Source organism: Roseateles sp. Mitsp63 (genome assembly GCF_059491535.1).
Window position 1 is genome coordinate 4,080,807 of the sequence record NZ_CP168509.1, and the last position, 18,033, is coordinate 4,098,839.

The following is an 18,033-nucleotide window of genomic DNA, read 5'->3' on the forward strand; positions in this document are numbered from 1 at the left end:
GACGCTCCGGAGCGCCCCGTGGCAGCAGTCGTTCCCATGGGGGAATCCCCGGGGGAATCCCCGGCGAAAGGGCTCGAGGGCTTTCCCGGAGCAGCGCGCGCTGACCGCACGGCCGTGGCCGCGGCGGCACGTCCAGTTACCGATCGAGCACCAAAGGCCAACGGGCGCTGTCGTAGCATCCGCCGCTTGTCCGCTCGCCGCGCCCGCGCGGCTCCCGAATCCGCCGGTCCGATGTCGCTCCCGCTCCCCCCGACCCGTCTGCTCCAGTCCCTGCGCCCCCTGCTGGCCCCCCTGACGGTGGCGCTGGCCACCCTCCTCGGGGCGAGTCCGGCCCTGGCCGACAACTACAAGGCCAGCCCCGAGATGGCGATGGAACTGCGCCATGCGCGCTGGTTCGACGGGGAGAAGCTGCAGTCGGGCTCGCTGTACGTCGAGGACGGCCGCTTCGTCGAGAAGCGCCCGCGCAAGGTCAACCGGCTGCTGGAGCTGCGCGGCCAGACCCTGGTCGCGCCGCTGGCCGACGCGCACAACCACAACCTGCAGGGCGCCTGGGGACTGGACAAGTTCGGGCAGGACTATCTGCGCGACGGCGTGTTCTACGCCGCGATGCTGTGCGCCGACCCGGCCTCGATCGATCCGATCCGCGGCCGCGTCGCGCAGGCGGATACGCCGGACGTGCTGTTCGCCACCGCCTGCATCACCTCGTCCGACGGCCAGCCGCTGGCGATGCTGCAGTCCGGCACGCCGCCGATGGCGCTGGACCAGATCGTCGACAAGGCCGTGCTGATCATGGACACGCCGGAGCAGGTCGGCCAGAAGTGGCCGCTGATCGCCGGCCGGCACAGCGACCTGGTGAAGGTCATCATGAGCTACCACGACCGCCCCGAGCTGCGCCAGCAGCCCGAGTTGCGCGGCAAGCTGGGCGTGACGCCGGAGGTCGTGGCCGAGGTGGTCCGCCGCGCGCATGCCGAGCAGCGCCGCGTCGTGGTCCACATCGAGAGCGCCGCCGACTTCGCCGCCGCGGTGCGCGCGGGCGCCGACTTCATCGCGGAGCTGCCCGGCTACTTCCCGCAGCACGGCGAGGCGCCCGAGACCCACCTGATCCCGCCCGACGTCGCCGCGCTGGCGGCCGAGAAGAAGGTCGGCATCGTGACGGCCACGGCCGCGACGCAGCTGTTCCAGCCGGCGCCGGAACTGCTGGCGCGCATCGAGGCGGTCCAGAAGCAGAACCTGGAGCGCCTGAAGGCGGCCGGCGCGAGATTGCTGGTGGGCTCTGACCTGTTCACCGGCAACGCGCTCAACGAGCTGCACCACCTCGACCAGCTGGGCGTGCTCGACAAGGCGGCGCTGCTGCGCCTGGCCAGCGTCGACACGCCCCGGGCGCTGTTCCCGCAGCGCAAGCTGGGCTGCTTCCAGCCCGGCTGCGAGGCCAGCTTCCTGGTGCTGGCCGGCAATCCGCTGGAGGACCTGGCCGCGCTGGACAAGCCGCTGCTGCGCATCAAGCAGGGCCGCGTGCTGACGCAGCTGGAGGACGTGGCCGCGACCGCCGGCGAGGAGAACAACGCGCTGAACTCGTCCGGCGCGTCCAAGAAGAAATGGGGCGGCAAGAAGGCGGCCTCGAAGTCAGCGAAGAAGACTTCGGGGAAACCCGCATCGCGGTCCGGCACCCGGTAGTCGCCGCTACATTGGCCGGATGAGCGCGATCCCGATGTCCCCCTCCCCCACGCGCACGCTGTCGATGCGGCAGGTGCTGATCTGTGGCGCCGCCATCGTCACCCTGTCGATGGGCATCCGCCACGGCTTCGGCCTGTGGCTGACCCCGATCACGATGGACCGCGGCTGGACCCGCGAGGCCTTCTCGCTGGCGCTGGCGGTCCAGAACCTGGCCTGGGGCGCGGCCGGGCCGCTGGCCGGCATGCTGGCCGACCGCTTCGGCGCGATGCGGGTGCTGGTGGCCGGCGCCCTGCTCTACGCGGCGGGCCTGGCGCTGATGGCGCTGTCCTCGACGGCCGCCGGCTTCCTGGGCAGCGCCGGCCTGCTGATCGGCCTGGCGCAGTCCGGCACCACCTATGCCGTGGTCTACGGCGTGATCGGCCGCAACGTCGCGCCGGAGCGCCGCTCCTGGGCCATGGGCGTGGCGGCGGCGGCGGGTTCCTTCGGACAGTTCCTGATGGTGCCGGTCGAGAACTGGCTGATCGGCTACAGCGGCTGGCAGAACGCGCTGTTCGTGCTGGCGATCGCCGCCTGCCTGATCATCCCGCTGGCCTTCGGCCTGCGCGAGCCGGCCCGCGACGCCGCCCATGGCGGCCATCAACAGAGCATCGGCCAGGCGCTGCGCGAGGCCTTCGGCTACCGCAGCTTCCAGTTGCTGATGCTGGGCTACTTCGTCTGCGGCTTCCAGGTCGTGTTCATCGGCGTGCACATGCCCAGCTACCTGAAGGACCACGGCCTGACGCCGCAGGTCGCGACCAACGCGCTGGCGCTGATCGGCCTGTTCAACGTCTTGGGCACCTACGCCGCCGGCACGCTGGGCCAGAAGCTGCCCAAGCGCTACCTGCTGTCGTCGATCTACCTGCTGCGCTCCATCGCGATCGCGATCTTCCTCAACGTGCCGCTGACGCCGGCCAGCGTCTACGTCTTCGCGGCGGTGATGGGCGTGCTGTGGCTGTCCACCGTGCCCCCGACCAACGCCATCGTGGCGCAGATCTTCGGCGTGCAGCACATGTCGATGCTGGGCGGCTTCGTGTTCTTCAGCCACCAGATCGGCAGCTTCCTGGGCGTGTGGCTGGGCGGCAAGCTCTACGACGCGACCGGCTCCTACGACGTGGTCTGGTACCTCGCGATCGCGCTGGGCGTGATGGCGATGCTGGCCAACCTGCCGGTGCGCGAGTCCGCCATCACGCGCCACGGCGCGCCGGCCGCGGCCTGATGACGCCGGGCCGATCGCGGCGGCGCTGGGAGAGACGGCCGATGGAGCGGGCATGACGCGGCGCGGACTCTGGCGCCTGGCCGGCTGGGCCGCCGCGCTGCTGGCCCTCGCCCTGGTGTTCCTGTCCTATGCGCAGCCCTCGCTGATGCAGCAGCTGGGCGACGCATTCTGGGCCTGCTTCTGACGACAAGGGGAACGGAGACAACATGGTCGTGATCATCACCGGCGCGTCCGATGGCATCGGCGCCGAACTCGCGCGCCAATGGGCGCGGCGCGACGGCGTCAAGCTCTCGCTGGTGCTGGCGGCGCGCAGCGTCGACAAGCTCGAGAAGGTGGCCGCGGACTGCGAGGCGCTCGGCGCCCGCACGCTGGTGCAGCGCTGCGACGTCGAGTCGCAGGAGGACTGCCGCGAACTGGTGCGCGCCACGCTCGGCGCCTTCGGCGCGATCGACGTGCTGGTCAACAACGCCGGCATGTCGGCGCATGCGCTGTTCGATCAGGTCAAGGACCTGGCCTGGTACCAGCGCCTGATGCAGATCAACCTGTGGGGCTCGGCCTGGTGCACCCAGGCGGCGCTGCCCGCGCTCAAGGCAAGCCGGGGCCGCATCGTCGCGGTCTCCAGCCTGGCGGGGCTGCTCGGCATCCCCGGCCGCACCGCCTACTCCGCCAGCAAGTTCGCGATGACCGGCTTCTTCGAGGCGCTGCGCACCGAGGTCGCCGCTCACGGCGTCAGCGTCACCATCGCCTATCCCGGCGTGGTCGACACGCAGATCCGCCACCGCGGCTTCAATGCGCAGGGACAGGCCGCCGGGCTCAGCAGCCTGGACGAACGCGGCGCGATGACGGTCCAGGAATGCGCGCGGCTGATCCTCGACGGCACCCTCGCCCGCGAGCGCGACATCGTCATGACCACCAAGGGCAAGCTGGGCCGCTGGCTGAAGCTGCTGGCCCCGACGATGGTCGACCGCATGGCCATGAAGGCCCTCAAGAAGGAACAGCGCCCGGCATGAACGTGGACATGAGCTTGATCCTGGGCGCCCGCGCGGGCGGGCATGGGGCCGGATTCCCCAGCGACTGGGTGCTGCGCTGGTCGCAGGCCTGGCGTGACCGAGACGGCGCCACCGCGCTGGACCTGGCCTGCGGCTCCGGCCGCCACCTGCGGCTGCTGGCCGGCGACGGCGTCGCGGTCACCGGCGTGGACCGCGACGCGGCGGCGCTCGAGGGACTCGCCGGCGTGTCCGGGCGGGTCGAGCTGATCGAGGCCGATCTCGAGCAGGGCCCCTGGCCGCTGGCGGGCCGCGTCTTCGATGTCGTGATCGTCACGAACTACCTGTGGCGGCCGCTGCTGCCGCGCATCGTCGCGGCCGTCGCGCCCGGCGGCTGGCTGATTTACGAAACCTTTACCGACGGCCAGCAGAGCATCGGCCGGCCCGCGCGGCCCGAATTCCTGCTGCGCCCCGGCGAACTGCTCGCGGCCGCCAGCGGGTTGCGCGTGGTGGCGTACGAGGACGGCTTCCTCGACGCCGGCGAGACCGGCCCGGGGGATGGCGGCGTCAACGGGCGCTATGTCCAGCGCGTTGCTGCCGTTCGCGAAAAACCGCCGGCGCCCGCCGCGGCGCCTGGGGTCTACCCGCGCTTCCAGTTGCGCTGAGCACGCAGCCCCGGAAGCGCCCCGGCGCTTCAGTAGAATCCGCCGATCACGAGGAATCCTCAATGAACGCAATTGTTGGCAGCATCGTCGCGCTGGTCACGCCGATGCACGAAGACGGCCGCATCGACTTCGATGGGCTGCGCAGCCTGATCGACTGGCACATCGACCAGGGCACCGACGTCATCGGTGTCGTCGGCACGACGGGCGAATCGCCGACCGTCTCGATGGAAGAGAACCGCGAGGTCATCCGCGTCGCCGTCGAGCACGTCAAGGGCCGCAAGCCGGTACTGGCCGGCACCGGCGCCAACGCCACCGCCGAGGCCATCGAGCTGAGCCGCTTCGCCAAGCAGGTCGGCGCCGACGCCACGCTCTCGGTCGTCCCCTACTACAACAAGCCGTCGCAGGAAGGCATCTACCAGCACTTCAAGGCGATCGCCGAGGCGGTCGACATCCCGATGATGCTGTACAACGTGCCGGGCCGGACCGTCGCGGACATGAGCCCCGAGACGACGATCCGCTGTGCCTCGCTGCCCGGCGTGTTCGGCATCAAGGACGCCACCGGCAACATCGAGCGCGCCGCCTGGCTGATCAAGCACGCGCCCAAGGGCTTCCGCATCTATTCCGGCGATGACGGCACCGCCATCGCGCTGATGCTGATGGGCGGCCATGGCTCGGTCAGCGTCACCGCCAACGTCGCGCCCAAGGCGATGCACGAGATGTGCATGGCCGCGATCGAAGGCCGCGCCCGCGAGGCCACCGCCCTGCACTTCCAGCTGCTGGGCCTGCACAAGCAGCTGTTCTGCGAACCCAGCCCCGCCCCGACCAAGTGGGCCTTGAACAAGCTGGGCCGCTGCGGCAACCACCTGCGCCTGCCGCTGACCCCGCTGACGGCCGCCGGCCAGCAGCAGGTCGAGGGCGCCCTGCGCGAGGCCGGCCTGCTCTAATCACCGCCCGCCGGCCTGGCCGGCGGCTCGATCCCTTTCTTCCCAGCGGCCGCGGGCCGCAGTGACCTACCTCGGAGATCTCCAGCGTGACTCGTCCCCTTTCTGAAAACGGCGCCTCCACCCCGGTGCGCGTGGCCTGCCTGATGGCGCTGGCCTCGCTGACGGCGTGCAGCACGTTCGAGAGCATGACCTCCGGCGACAAGGTCGACTACCGCACCCAGGCCAAGCAGACCACCGGCCTGGACGTGCCGCCGGACCTGACCCAGCTGCCCAAGGAAAACCGCCCGGCCGGCCCGATCAGCGCCGCGCAGATGGCTTCCCAGCCCAATGCCGCGCAGCGCGCCGCGACCACCGCCGCCGCCCCGGTGGCGCTGGACAAGGCCGGCTCGATCGAATTCCACCGCCTGGGCAATGCCCGCTGGCTGCACAGCCCGCTGCCGCCCGAGCAGCTCTGGCCGCAGATCAAGGCCTTCTGGCAGGACCGCGGCTTCACGCTCGAGACCGAAGACCAGAACGTCGGCCTGATGGAGACCAACTGGGCCGAGAACAAGGCCAAGCTGCCGCAGGACTTCATCCGCAAGACGCTGGGCAACCTGCTGGACTCGCTGTACTCGACCGGCGAGCGCGACCGGTATCGCACGCGCCTGGAGCGCAACGAGCAGGGCGGCACCGACATCTACGTGACGCACCGCGGGCTGATCGAGGTCTATACGAACTCGCAGCGCGACGACACCGGCTGGCAGCCGCGTCCGTCGGACCCGGAGCTGGAGGCCGAGATGACCTCGCGCCTGATGCTCAAGCTCGGCGGCAAGGAAGAAGACGCCAAGACCATGGTCGCGACGGCCCAGCAGCCGGCCCCGGCGCTCGACACCCCGAACGGCAAGGTGCCGCGCTCGCTGGCCGACGTGCCGGACCAGTTGCAGATCAACGAGGACTTCGACCGCGCCTGGCGCCGCGTCGGCCAGTCGCTGGACCGCCATGGCTTCACGATCGAGGACCGCGACCGCAAGCAGGGCCTGTTCTTCCTGCGCTACGCCGATCCCAACCAGGCCGGCAAGGAAGAACCGAACTTCTTCCAGCGCCTGTTCGGCGCGACCAGCGCGTCGAGCGCCGTCCGCTATCGCGTGTCGGTCAAGTCGGACGCCAGCAAGTCCACCGTCATGGTCCTGGACGACAAGGGCCAGCAGCAGACCAACGAGATGGCCAAGCGCATCCTGCAACTGCTGATGGAAGACGTCCGCTGAGACCGGCTTTTGATGGCGTGTCGTACGCCATCTAATTGCAGCTTTGCGCAAAACAAAACGCCACCCGAGGGTGGCGTTTTTCATGGGCATTTTCGAGGGCGGGAGTATCCAGTCAAATACCAGCCGCGCGCGAAATGCGGGATGGAGCGGCCGGCGGGATCTCGTCGGAAACACACCAGCAAAGAAAAAGCCGCATGGGCGAACCCATGCGGCTTTTTCAGGACGAGAGATCGTCTTAGTTGCTGGCGGCCGAAGCGGGAGCAGCAGCGTCCGAGGCAGCAGCCGAAGCTTCAACGGCCGGGGCCGAGGCTTCAACGGCGGGAGCCGAAGCTTCCGGAGCGGGCGTCGCCACGGGAGCAGCGGCTTCTTCCTTCTTGCCGCAAGCGGTCAGTGCAACAGCGGCCAGCAGGGAGGCCATCAGGATCGACTTTTTCATACTTGTCCTCAAGTAACTTTTAGACGAACAATCAATTACCGGTAATTAATGAAGTCGTACCAGAGTACGAGTACGAACTTCAGCAGACCAAGACGCGAGAAACCTCGAGCGCTTCCCTCGCCTAGCCAGCAATTATAGCCACCAGTTTGTAATCTCCTTACAAGCCTAGGGTGCTGCTGGCGAACGAAGCGGCAGAACGTTGCTCAATAGCGTCAAACCACTCGTGCGCCATGGCTTCTTCGCGGGTGTCGCGCAGTGAGAGCGACGCCCTTGCCGGCGTCCACAGGGTGTACGTCAGCAATCCGGGTGCCAGCAGCAAGGCCTGCGGCGAGGGGGTGCTGCGCTGCAGCAGATCGGCCGGGTCGTAGGCGCCGGCCTGGACCACGTGATCGTGCAATTGCCGCCACTGGACGAAACGCGGATGGACGCGGCGCACCGCTTCGTAGTCAGCAGCGAGCAGCCGCAGCCGGCGGTGGGGCAGCGCCCAGCCGCGCAAGGCCTCCAGCAGGGCGGGATCGGAGAGCGGCCAGGCGCTGAAATCCGGAGCGAGCCAGCATTGCTCGCGACCGCCCTGCTCCGCGGCCAGCAGCAGCGCTTGCCGCAGCATTTGCCGGACCTCCTCGGGCGTCTCGACGAGTCCGGGCTTCAGGGTTTCCGGGATCGTGGGTTCCGAAGACATGGCGGGCTCCTGATGAATCCTGGTGAATCCTGGCGAGGGCGGATCGATGGCACGCACTCAGGCGGGCAGCACCCAGCCGTCCTCGGCCCATTGGTCCAGCAGCTCGCGTGCCCCTTCGCTCAGGCGCGCGACGTCGGCGGCGCCGAGCGTGCGCCCATCCGCCAGCCGGCGCATCAGCGTGGCGTCGCGGCCGCCGGCGCGGAAGGACTGGCCGTTGATGAACACATGCGCCGCGTCGTACATCATGCGCGTGCGCGGGCTGAGACGCGCGCCCTCGCCTGCCGGCAAGGCCCCGCCCGGCTCGAAGAAGACGCGCGGCTTGGGCTCGGTCAGAGCCTCGCCGAGCGCGCGCTCCAGGGCGAGCGGTTCGGCGACGGCCTTCAGCACCGCCTCGCGCGCGAACGCGGTGAGCGCCTCCGGAATCCGGCCCGGCTCGCTCGTCGCCGCCTGCTTGGGATCGGCGTACATCCGGTCGCCGCGGGGCGCTTCCTCGTCGTCGGTCAGGCGGACCAGCAGCTCATTGGCCAGCTCGCCGCGCCAGGGCGAACGGAAACCGACCGACGCGGTCATGCAATCCCCGCCGACGGCCACGCCGTCATGCGCCCAGCCCGGCGGCAGGTACAGCATGTCGCCCGGTTCCAGCACGAAGTCCTGTTCCGGCTCGAAGTCGGCGAGCACCTTCAGCGGCACGTCGTCGCGCAGCTCGCCGGTGGTGGCCACGCCCTGCCGGCCGACATGCCAATGGCGCCTGCCGCTGACCTGGATCAGGAACACGTCATAGGAATCGAAATGCGGCCCGACACCGCCGCCGTCGCTCGCATAGGACAGCATGAGGTCGTCCAGGCGCGCTTCCGGCACGAAGCGGAACTGGCTCAGCAACTGATGCGCGGCCTCCACATGCAGATCCAGCCCCTGCACGAGCAGCGTCCATTGCGGCTTGCCCCAGGCCGGCAGCTTCGCGATCGGCCCCTGGCGCAGCGTCCAGCGATCGCCCTCCTGCCGCGAGACCAGGCGCGACTCCACCTCGTCGCTGGCGGCCAGCCGCGCCAGGCCGGCGCGGTCGATCGGCGGCTGCACGCCCGGCAGCGCCTGGCGCACCAGCAGCGGCTGCTTCTGCCAGTGGCGCTTCATGAACTGCGCCGGGCTCAGGCCGCCGAGCAGCGGCAGTGCGGCGTCGATGGCCAGGCCGGCGGCACGCGCGGTGGAAGCCGTCGCGGGCTTCGTGGGGGTCTTGGACGTGGAGGTCATGGGCGCGCATTGTCTGAGAGAATCGCGCGATGCAAATCACTGCCCCCTGCGTCGTCTCCCTGACCTGGAGACTCGAGGACGCCCAAGGCCAATCCGTCGAGGTGCTGGACCCGCCGATGGAGTTCTTCTACGGCGGCGACGACCTGTTCACGAAGGTCGAGGAAGCGCTGGCCGACAAGGCCGCCGGCGACGAAGTCAGCGTGGCGCTGGAGCCCGAGGACGCGTTCGGCGATTACGACAGCGACCTGGTCTGCTTCGAGCCGCGCGACGTGTTCCCGGAGAACGTCGACGTCGGCATGCAGTTCGAGGGCCTGCCCGAAGGCTCGTCGACCCCGGACATGCCGGCCGACCGCATCTACACGGTGACCGAGGTCTATCCGGAACACGTGGTGCTGGACGGCAACCATCCGCTGGCGGGCGTGGGCCTGCGCATCCACGTGACGGTGCACGACGTGCGCGAGGCCACCGAGGAAGAGATCGAAGCCGGCACGCTGGGCGACTCAGGCCTGAGCATCGCCGCCGGGCCGGGCCCGGACGAGCCGATCCACTGACGGCTGCCCACTTGGCGGCCCACCTCCCCGGAAGCCCCGCGATGCGGGGCTTCGTCGTTTCAGCGCTCGTCAGCAGGGCGCGTCCTCACGACCCGGTGGACTTGCCCAGGAGCGGCCTCGGTGACGGCACCACCGGCTCCCGCGAGCAAAGGCGCCGGTAGAGATCGAACACCTTGGCCTCCAATTCCGCCGGGCTGTCGCAGACCCGGGCGCCGATGAGACGCGCGCGGTAGTTGTAGATCTGCTCGCGCACCGCGTGCGACCAGCTCTGGCTGTTCGGCCCCAGGTCGAAGGTGCTGCTGCGCAGCACATGCAGCCATCCGATCAGCACCGGTTCCGGCAAGGCGGCCAGCGTGTCGGTCAAGGTGCGGGGCACCGCGCCGCGCGCGTGCAGGCGGTGGAGCATCAGCAACCGGATCACCAGCGCCGGATCGGCCGCCGCGGTCATCGCCAGCGCCTCATGCGGCGCGCCTTGCCGCGCCAGCCGGAACAGGCGCTGCAGCGTGTCGAGGTCGCAGTTCGGCAGCGCGCGCGGGGTTTCCTCCTGCGGCGGCATCAGCAGGTCGCCCTGGAAGTACCGCAGCCCGAGCGCCTTGAGCCGCAGGTAGTCGCCCGGCTCGGTCAACTGATCCGCGATCAGGACGGCTGGCCCTCGCCGGACCCGCTCCTGAACCGGCGCCCAGGCGCTCACCGGCGCGAGCGCCACGTCCAGCTTCACGAACGAGAGCATCGGCAGCCAGTCCAGGCGCGGGTCGTCCGGCGCGCTGACGCCCGCCAGCGCGAAGCGGTAGCCCCGCGCATGCAGTTGCGCGACGCGGCGCGTGGTCGCCTCCTGCACCGGCACCCCCGCCGGCAACTGGATCGCGCCGAGCTCGCCGCACAGCACGTCGGCGATCGGGCTCAGCAGCGTCACCGCATCCATCTCGATGAACAGGCATCCCGGCCGCCGATGCACCAGGCCGCCATCCAGCAGCGCCTGGCTCAGCAGCAGGCTGGTCGCGTACGGGCTGGGCGGCGGCGGAGCGCGGCGCAGCCCCCCGCTCCAGCGGAAGCGCAGTTCGGTGCCCATCGGCTCGACGGAACCGTCGATGACCGGCTGGCGCGCGAAGCGGACGCACGCGGATTCGGGCTGGACCAGCAGCCGGGCCAGCGAGACGCCGCCACGGGAAGAACGGGATGAGTGCATGACCTGGACATCGACGACAGGCCCGGGGTGTCGGGCGGGCAGTCAGTATTTCCAGGATCGCGCCGGCGTTCGATGGCTCAGCTCAGTGGCAATTCGCCCGCGCCCGACTGGGAACAGTCGGCGACCGACTCGTTTGCGGATTCCCCGCCGGCCGGCGCCGACAGCGGCAGCATCAGCACGGTCCTCGCGCCCTGCGCGGTGCGCTCGAAATGGAACGCCGCGCCGATGCGCCCGGCCCGCCGGCGCAGGCCCTCCAGCCCGGTGCCGCCCGACAGCGGCGTATCACCGCACGCGTCCGCGCCCGCGCCCGCCCTGGCGGCCGACGCGTCGCGCTGCGCCTCGCTCGACTGGCCGTTGTCCTCGATCTGCACCTCCAGCCGCTCGCCCCGCGGCACCGCCATGCGGATCGACAACCGGCTCGCATGGGCGTACTTGATGGTGTTGGCCACCGACTCCTCGACGATGCGCATCACCTCTTTCGCGAGCCTGTCCATCAGCACGATCTCCGGCCCTTCGGGGATGTCGTACTCGATCTGGAAGTCGGCGCGCGACAGCGCCTCGTCGAGGTTGCTGCAATAGGTGAAGAGGATGTCGTGGATGGTGCGCTGCTCCTGCACCTCGGTGACCGAGATGATCTCGCGCAGGTCCTTGAGCGCGTCCATCAGCCGGAGCTCGAGCCGCTCATGGTCGATGTCGCGATCGCGCACGCTGAACAGCGTCGTCACCAGCTTGGAGCCGATGCCGTCGTGCAGGTCGCGGTAGATGCGATCGCGCTCGCCCTGCGCGGCGGCTTCGTTCTCCATCTCGCGCTGGCGGTTGTAGCTGACCAGCAATTCGCGCTCGCGCTGCTGCAGGGTGTCGCTGAGGATGCGGTTGTGGTCGCGGATGCGTTTCACGTTCGCCTGGAACTTGGTCAGCAGGATCTGCGCGACCACGAACAGCAGCAGCGGCACGCTCAGGTGGCTCAGGAAGATCGGCGTCACCAGCAGGTGCGAGAGCGCCCATCCGGCGTCCGACATCGGGAACTGGATCAACTGCACCACCGCGTTGTGATCGCGCAGCGCGAACACCTGCGCCAGCACCGACTGGAACAGCAGCGACATCGCCGTGCGCGAGCGGGTGCGCGCGACATGCAGCGTCAGCCGCGAGCATGCGAAGAGATGGAAGACCAGCAGCACCGGCAGCCAGTAGACATCGAGCCACTCGCGGCCGCGCGTTCCCAGCACCGGATACGCGAGCGCCGCGAACGACGCCGCGCTGAACAGCGCCACCCGTCCGGCACGGCCCAGCGGCTCGCCGACGAAGGCGAAGATGAACAGCGTCAGCACCCCCACCACGCCGCCCAGGCAGGCGTACTGGGCCCAGGTCCACAGCGGCATCATCGGCGCCGGCACGTAGGGCAGCAGGATCAGCGTGAACAGCACCGACCACAGCACCGTCGTCGCGCCCGCGTGCAGGAACACCGCGCCATCCTTGTGGCTGGCGAGCCAGGCCCCCAGCATGAACATGCCCGCCAGCAGGCAGAAGACATTGGAGGCGTTGGCCAGCGACGAACCGATGAAGCTGGTCAGCTCGAAGATGTAGGAGACGGTGGCCAGCTCGCCGATGTAGACCGGCGCGAGCTGGAGATGCGGATCCCAGGTCGTGAGCTCGATCGTCAGCTGGTTGCCTTCGGACCGCAGCAGACGGCGCGCCAGCGGGACCTGCAGCGGGCGGTACCACTTGTAGCGGGCCTCGGCATTGGACTTGGGCAGGCCGGCGACCCAGACCCCGTTCAGATAGACGTCCATGCCGTCCAGCGCCTGGCTGATCAGCAGGCTGGTGCCGGGAATGCGCGCGCCGCTGCGCGGGCCCTGGCAGCAAGGGAGCGGCCGGGCCAGGAAGCGGTCCAGGTCGATGCGGAATCTCGCCCGCTTCAGTCCGGGCACCTGGCTGAGGTCATGGACATAGGGCAGCGCGATGCGCGCCTCGTCGATGAGGCGGCGGCCGCGCAGGCGCGCCGCCTCCGGCCCGGCGTCCCGCGAATCGGCGCCAACGGCCACGATCTCCAGGTCCTGCGCCGCCTCGACGCGGTAGACCCGCGTCGCCAGGCTGCTGGTGGCGATCACCAGCACCGACAGGATCGAGAAGGTCAGCCAGAAGAACACCGTCTTCAGCGACCCGCGCCGGGGACTATTCATCGATGAGCCCATGCAGCCGCGCCGCGTTGGCCGCCATCGCGCGCGACTTCACGCCCAGCTTGCGGTACACGCTGCGCAGATGCTGGTTGACGGTGTGATGCGAGATGCTCAGGCGCCGGCCGATCTCCACGATGGGCAGGCCCTCGACGAGGTGGCGCAGCACCTCCCACTCGCGCTCGCCCATGCCGAGGTCGCGCAGCACCTTCTGCCGGTCGACCTGCGGGCGCTCGTTGTTCTCGAGCATCGTGATCCGGTCGACGACCAGCTGCGCCACCGCCGGACTCAGCGGCGCCTGGCCGTTATGCGCGCTCACCAGCTTGTCCACCATCGCCGGCTGGATCTCGTCCTTGAGCAGATAACCGCTCGCCCCGGCGCGCAGGCTGCGCATCACGTGCTTGCTGTCGCCGAAAGTGCTGACCACCACGCTGCGCGACTCCGGACACTTGTCCTTGATGAGGCGGATCAATTCGACGCCGTCGACGTCGGGCAGCCCCAGGTCGACCACATACAGGTCGGCGCGGTTCGCCAGGATCGCGGCGATGGCCTCGCCGCGATTCTTGGCGATACCGACCACCTCACAGAAGCTGCTGTTCGAAATCACATCCACCAGCCTTTTCATGACGGCCGGATCGTCTTCGATGATCACGACGGCAATACTCATTCGTTGGCTCCTTCTCGCTCGTTTTCCCATTGCCCGAGGGCGGACACAGTTTCGCGAGCGAGAGGAATCGGACAATCACCGAAGCAAGTAAACCAAAAAACGCCAGCTAACAGGATTCAGTGGGGGGCGGGGATTCCCGGCGGACGGCGCCTCCCTCCGCCGGTGAATGGGTGGACGCCCGGCCCCATCGGCCTTTGACCCATTCATCGGCGCTCGCCGCCAGGCAGGTGATCAACAGCATCAAGCCGCCGCTCACGAGCAGATAACCAATTCCAGTAAGTTCAAATGTGTGATGACCCGGCAGCGGCGGGTCGGCCCTGTCGATCAGCAGGCAGCTTGCCCCCGCCAGCGTCAGACCGATCGAGACCGCGTAGATGTTTCTCATGGCAAAAATTCATTCGCAAACTTCTGGGGGCAGTGTCATCCACTGCGATCAGTTTGCTAATCACTCATTAATGTGTGGATTGACTTGGAGTTGCTATTTTCGAGAAATCCCAATCGGGAATTTCATGAATAGCGAACATGCATGCCCGCATATCGGAAGGCCGTGCCTTCGATCCGGATGTCAACCCTGGGCGCGGGTGTCATTGAGCATTTCGCGGTAATGCGCCAAATGCACGGACTCAGTCGTGATAAACCGGCGCCGCAAGACCCGTTCGACCGGTCCACCGATGAGGGAAAACAAAAACGGGCGCCCGAAGGCGCCCGTTCCTGGGGAAAAGGAAATTCCGCGCGTCAGCGCAGGAATTTCCCGCGGGGATCGATGATCGCGATATCCGCGTAATTGGTGCCGGTATGGTCGGTGGGGCTGAAACTCAGCTCCATGCCGCCGAGGTCATATCGGGACATACCGTTGAGCGCCCGCAGCAGGCTCGCGCGCGACGCGTCCTTGCCGGCGCGCTTCAGGGCCTCGACCAGCACCTTCGCGCTGGCGAAGCCCTCCATCATGGCCGGCGTGACCAAGCCGCCGCTCTCGGCCGGCTTGGCCTTGACCAGGTCAGTCAGCTCGCGCACCAGCGGCAGGTTGGTGCTGCGCTCGCTCGGGAACACCTGCGAGACGATGACGCCCGCGGCGTTCTGGCCCAGCAGCTGGACGAAGCCGTTGGAGGCGTTGTTGGACAGGGTTGCGCCCAGGATGCGCGAGCCGGCGGCGCGCAGGCCGTTGATCGTGTCGGCCGTGATCTGCTGCGACGCGACCAGCAGCACGACCTGCGGATCGGCCGCGATCAGCTGCTTGACCATGCCGGCGACGTCCGGCTTCTCGCGGTCGTAGGTGAAATGGGCGACCGGCTTGGCCTTGCGGTCGGCGAAGCCGAGCATCGCGCCGGCCACGCCGTCGGCGCCGAAGGTGTCGTTGACCTGCACCAGCGCGATGCGGGTGTTGCCCATCTCCAGCAGCAGCTGGACGGCGCGCTCGGCCTCGCGCTGGTAGGTCGAGCGCACGTTGAAGACATAGGCCGGCACCGGCTTGTGCAGCAGCATCGCGCCCGTGGAGGGCGCCACCAGCGGCACCTGCGCCTTCTCCAGCAGCGGGATCACCGCCTGCGTGTGCGGCGTGCCGCGGGTCAGGAACAGCGCCACCGCGCCCTTGTCGATCAGCGTCTGCGCGTTGGCCGCGGCGCGCTTGGGATCGAAGCCGTCGTCCAGCGACTGCAGGTCGATCTTCTGGCCGTTGACGCCGCCGGCGGCGTTGACGTGGTCGATGTAGAGCCGGGCGCCGAGCGTCAGTTCCTTGACGCTGGCCGAGACCTGGCCGGTGAAGCCGGCCGTCTGGCCGATCAGGATATCCGCGTGGGCGGCGGTGCCCAGGCCCAAGGCCAGCGCGGCGGTGGCGGAAGCGGCGAGCCGGCTCAGGCGCCGGCTCCAGGAAGGCTTGCTCATGGTGTTCTGTCCCCGCCGGCGCGCGGGTAGCGGCCGGCCGTGTCTCCTGCACGCCGGCGCGCGGGTGGGCGCCGGCCCCTCGGCGCCCTCCCCCGCATTCAGGGGGGATCAGCGCCCGGCGCGCATCTTAGCGACGATGTCCTGGACCTTGCCCAGCAGCGCCGGGGTGTCCAAAGTCAGAACGTTGCGATTCGACAGCAGTTGCCGTCCGCCCACCCAGACGTCCGTGACATGTTCACGCCCGGCCACGTAAACGAGCTGCGCATCGGCGTGATAGACCGGCTGGCATTCGATCGAGTCCAGCGCCACCGCCACCACGTCGGCCAGCTTGCCGGCCTCGAGCGTGCCCAGGTCCTTGGCCCGGCCCATGGCCTTGGCGGCGCGCACGGTGGCCATCTCCAGCGCGGTGCGCGCGGAGACCGTCAGCGGATCGCCGGTCACGCCCTTGGCGAGCAGCGCGGCGGCACGGATCTCGCTGAACATGTCCTGGCGGTTGTTGGATGCCGCGCCATCGGTACCCAGGATGGTGTTGACGCCGGCCGCCTCCAGCGCCTTGACCGGCGCCACGCCCGAGGCCAGCTTCAGGTTGGAGCTCGGGTTGTGGACCAGGTGCACGCCCTGCCTGGCGACCAGGTCGATCTCCTCGCCGTTCAGGTGGACCATGTGCACCGCGATCATCTTCGCGTTGAGCAGGCCCAGCTTGTGCAGGCGGGCCAGCGGGCGCTCGCCGTACTGCTTCAGGCTGCCGTCGATCTCGTCCTGCGTCTCGTGGATGTGGCAGTGCATCTGCAGGTCGTACTTCTCGGCCAGCTCGCGCAGCTGGATGAAGGTCTCGTCGGAGACCGTGTACGGCGCATGCGGCGCGCTGGTCCAGTCGAGCAGCTTCTCGCCCTTGAACTGCTCGTAGGCGGCCAGGCCCTTGGCGATGTAGTCCTGCGCGTTGGCGGCGTAGCCGGTCGGGAAATCGATGACGTTGATCGACACGCCGGCGCGGATGCCGCTGTCCACCGCGGCACGGGCCATCGCGGTGGGGAAGAAGTACATGTCGTTGAGGTAGGTCACGCCGCCGCGCAGCGCCTCGGCGGCCGACAGCAGCGAGCCGGTGTAGGTCCAGTCCTCGCTGACCCACTGGCGCTCCAGCGGCCAGATGTGGTTGTTGAGCCAGTCCATCAGCGCCAGGTCGTCGGCCACGCCGCGCAGCAGCGACATCGCCGAGTGCGTGTGGGCGTTGATCAGGCCGGGGATCAGCACGTGCTGCGGGAGTTCGACGCGCTCGGCGCCGGCGTAGCGCTTGAGCGCCTCCTCGCGCGGCAGCACGGCGGCGATGCGCTCGCCCTCGATGGCCAGCGCGTGCTGCTCGAGCACCGGGCTGCCGGGAGTCATGGTGATCAGCCAGCGGGGCAACAGCAGCTTCACGGCTTGGGTCGTCATCGGGTTCTCCTCACATCCTCAAGAATTCAAAAGATCTCGTCGAACAGCGCCAGCACGCGCGCCGCGTCGACCTCGACGCAGACCTGCTGCGCCGGGTGACCGCTCCAGGGCGTGCCGGCGCCATGCTCGCCGCGCCAGTCCTGGATCGTCTGGCCGGTCGCGATGCCTTCCAGCACGACGCGAACCGGGCCGGCGCGCCGCGTGAAGGCCTCGGGCACGAGCAGGATCGCCGCGGCGCTCGCGTCATGGGCATAGATGCCGCCGATGCCGTCGCGCGCGTCGTAGAACTGCTGGTAGTGGCGCGTGGCCTGCCAGAGCAGTTCGCCGGCGCCATCGCCGCGGCCGCGCAGCTGCTCGAGCGCGGACTCGCGCATGATCGCTTCCTGCGTCACGTCCAGGCCGACGATGGTCACCGGCCAGGCGGCGGTGAAGACGCGGTCGGCGGCCTCGGGGTCGGCCATGATGTTGGCCTCGGCCACCGGCGTGACGTTGCCGCCATGGCCGCGCAGGCCGAAGGCGCCGCCCATCACGACGACCTGCTTCACCTTGCCCGCGATCGACGGGTCGTGCGCCAGCGCCAGCGCCAGGTTGGTGAACGGGCCCACGGCCACCAGCGTGATCTCGCCGGGCCGCGCGTTGACGAGCTCGCAGATCAGCTGGTGCGCGGGACGCGGATCCAGCGGCCGCGTGGGCGCCGGCAGCCGCGCGCTCATGCCGCCCAGGCCGTCGTCGCCATGCACGTGGGTGGCGTCCTTGCGGCGGCGCTCGTCGCGCAGCGGGCCCGCGGCGCCGGCGGCCACGGGGATGTCCTTGCGATAGAGCGCGGCCAGGCCGCGGGCGTTGCGGGTGGTGGTCTCGACCGGCGCGTTGCCGAAGGCCGTCGTGACGGCCACCAGCTCGAAGCGCGGGTGGCAGGCCAGCAGCGCGAGCGCGAGCGCGTCGTCGATGCCGGGATCGGTGTCGAAGAGGACCGGGATGCGGCCGGTGGCCGCGTTCGTGCTGTCCATGGGAC

At 69.3% G+C, this 18,033-nt stretch carries 18 protein-coding genes; 8 read left to right on the top strand and 10 right to left on the bottom strand.

Annotated features, from left to right (window positions below; all coding sequences use genetic code 11):
• Positions 1 to 231: 231 nt before the first annotated feature.
• The 7 genes from ACEN96_RS17785 (at position 232) to bamC (ending at position 6,768) form a co-directional block, all read left to right on the top strand.
• Positions 232 to 1,674: an amidohydrolase family protein gene (locus tag ACEN96_RS17785; protein WP_495584405.1), complete on the top strand. Its 1,443-nt coding sequence runs from the start codon at positions 232 to 234 to the stop codon at positions 1,672 to 1,674.
• Positions 1,675 to 1,708: 34 nt separating this feature from the next.
• Entirely contained in the window at positions 1,709 to 2,929 is a 1,221-nt protein-coding gene (locus ACEN96_RS17790; RefSeq protein WP_495584406.1) for an MFS transporter, read from the top strand.
• 52 nt (positions 2,930 to 2,981) lie between these two features.
• A complete protein-coding gene (locus ACEN96_RS17795; RefSeq protein WP_495584407.1) occupies positions 2,982 to 3,113 on the top strand; it encodes a hypothetical protein in 132 nt (43 codons plus the stop codon).
• A gap of 22 nt (positions 3,114 to 3,135) precedes the next feature.
• Positions 3,136 to 3,939 (top strand): SDR family oxidoreductase, encoded by an 804-nt coding sequence (locus tag ACEN96_RS17800; protein ID WP_495584408.1) that lies wholly within the window; start codon positions 3,136 to 3,138, stop codon positions 3,937 to 3,939.
• A gap of 8 nt (positions 3,940 to 3,947) precedes the next feature.
• Positions 3,948 to 4,580 (top strand): class I SAM-dependent methyltransferase, encoded by a 633-nt coding sequence (locus ACEN96_RS17805; protein WP_495584409.1) that lies wholly within the window; start codon positions 3,948 to 3,950, stop codon positions 4,578 to 4,580.
• Positions 4,581 to 4,642: 62 nt separating this feature from the next.
• Positions 4,643 to 5,524 (top strand): 4-hydroxy-tetrahydrodipicolinate synthase, encoded by an 882-nt coding sequence (dapA, locus tag ACEN96_RS17810; protein WP_495584410.1) that lies wholly within the window; start codon positions 4,643 to 4,645, stop codon positions 5,522 to 5,524.
• A gap of 86 nt (positions 5,525 to 5,610) precedes the next feature.
• Positions 5,611 to 6,768: an NlpB/DapX family lipoprotein gene (gene bamC / locus ACEN96_RS17815; RefSeq protein WP_495584411.1), complete on the top strand. Its 1,158-nt coding sequence runs from the start codon at positions 5,611 to 5,613 to the stop codon at positions 6,766 to 6,768.
• A gap of 235 nt (positions 6,769 to 7,003) precedes the next feature.
• On the opposite strand, the gene ACEN96_RS17820 is transcribed toward bamC, so the two are convergent.
• The 3 genes from ACEN96_RS17820 to ACEN96_RS17830 form a co-directional block, all read right to left on the bottom strand.
• Positions 7,004 to 7,204 (bottom strand): hypothetical protein, encoded by a 201-nt coding sequence (locus tag ACEN96_RS17820; RefSeq protein WP_091724179.1) that lies wholly within the window; start codon positions 7,202 to 7,204, stop codon positions 7,004 to 7,006.
• A gap of 157 nt (positions 7,205 to 7,361) precedes the next feature.
• The gene (locus ACEN96_RS17825; protein WP_495584412.1) at positions 7,362 to 7,883 is read right to left on the bottom strand and encodes a hypothetical protein; all 522 of its coding nucleotides are present in this window, start codon (positions 7,881 to 7,883) and stop codon (positions 7,362 to 7,364) included.
• Positions 7,884 to 7,940: 57 nt separating this feature from the next.
• Positions 7,941 to 9,068: a JmjC domain-containing protein gene (locus tag ACEN96_RS17830; protein WP_495588636.1), complete on the bottom strand. Its 1,128-nt coding sequence runs from the start codon at positions 9,066 to 9,068 to the stop codon at positions 7,941 to 7,943.
• Between the two features lie 92 nt (positions 9,069 to 9,160).
• Between ACEN96_RS17830 and ACEN96_RS17835 the strand changes: the two genes are divergently transcribed.
• On the top strand, positions 9,161 to 9,682 hold the full coding sequence (locus ACEN96_RS17835) for an FKBP-type peptidyl-prolyl cis-trans isomerase (RefSeq protein WP_495584413.1): 522 nt from the start codon (positions 9,161 to 9,163) through the stop codon (positions 9,680 to 9,682).
• An 85-nt stretch (positions 9,683 to 9,767) separates the two neighbouring features.
• On the opposite strand, the gene ACEN96_RS17840 is transcribed toward ACEN96_RS17835, so the two are convergent.
• From ACEN96_RS17840 to ACEN96_RS17870, 7 genes are all read right to left on the bottom strand, one after another.
• The gene (locus ACEN96_RS17840; RefSeq protein WP_495584414.1) at positions 9,768 to 10,868 is read right to left on the bottom strand and encodes a YuxH family protein; all 1,101 of its coding nucleotides are present in this window, start codon (positions 10,866 to 10,868) and stop codon (positions 9,768 to 9,770) included.
• Positions 10,869 to 10,945: 77 nt separating this feature from the next.
• On the bottom strand, positions 10,946 to 13,048 hold the full coding sequence (locus tag ACEN96_RS17845) for a sensor histidine kinase (protein WP_495584415.1): 2,103 nt from the start codon (positions 13,046 to 13,048) through the stop codon (positions 10,946 to 10,948).
• The gene (locus tag ACEN96_RS17850; protein WP_495584416.1) at positions 13,041 to 13,709 is read right to left on the bottom strand and encodes a response regulator; all 669 of its coding nucleotides are present in this window, start codon (positions 13,707 to 13,709) and stop codon (positions 13,041 to 13,043) included. Before ACEN96_RS17850 ends, ACEN96_RS17845 begins: the two co-directional genes overlap by 8 nt.
• A gap of 106 nt (positions 13,710 to 13,815) precedes the next feature.
• Entirely contained in the window at positions 13,816 to 14,094 is a 279-nt protein-coding gene (locus ACEN96_RS17855) for a hypothetical protein (RefSeq protein ID WP_495584417.1), read from the bottom strand.
• A gap of 350 nt (positions 14,095 to 14,444) precedes the next feature.
• Positions 14,445 to 15,590 carry an ABC transporter substrate-binding protein gene (locus ACEN96_RS17860; RefSeq protein ID WP_495584418.1) on the bottom strand — a complete coding sequence of 382 codons (1,146 nt, stop codon included), beginning with the start codon at positions 15,588 to 15,590 and terminating at the stop codon, positions 14,445 to 14,447.
• A gap of 108 nt (positions 15,591 to 15,698) precedes the next feature.
• Positions 15,699 to 17,021 carry a TRZ/ATZ family hydrolase gene (locus ACEN96_RS17865; protein WP_495584419.1) on the bottom strand — a complete coding sequence of 441 codons (1,323 nt, stop codon included), beginning with the start codon at positions 17,019 to 17,021 and terminating at the stop codon, positions 15,699 to 15,701.
• 26 nt (positions 17,022 to 17,047) lie between these two features.
• On the bottom strand, positions 17,048 to 18,028 hold the full coding sequence (locus ACEN96_RS17870) for a nucleoside hydrolase (RefSeq protein WP_495584420.1): 981 nt from the start codon (positions 18,026 to 18,028) through the stop codon (positions 17,048 to 17,050).
• Positions 18,029 to 18,033: the final 5 nt, after the last annotated feature.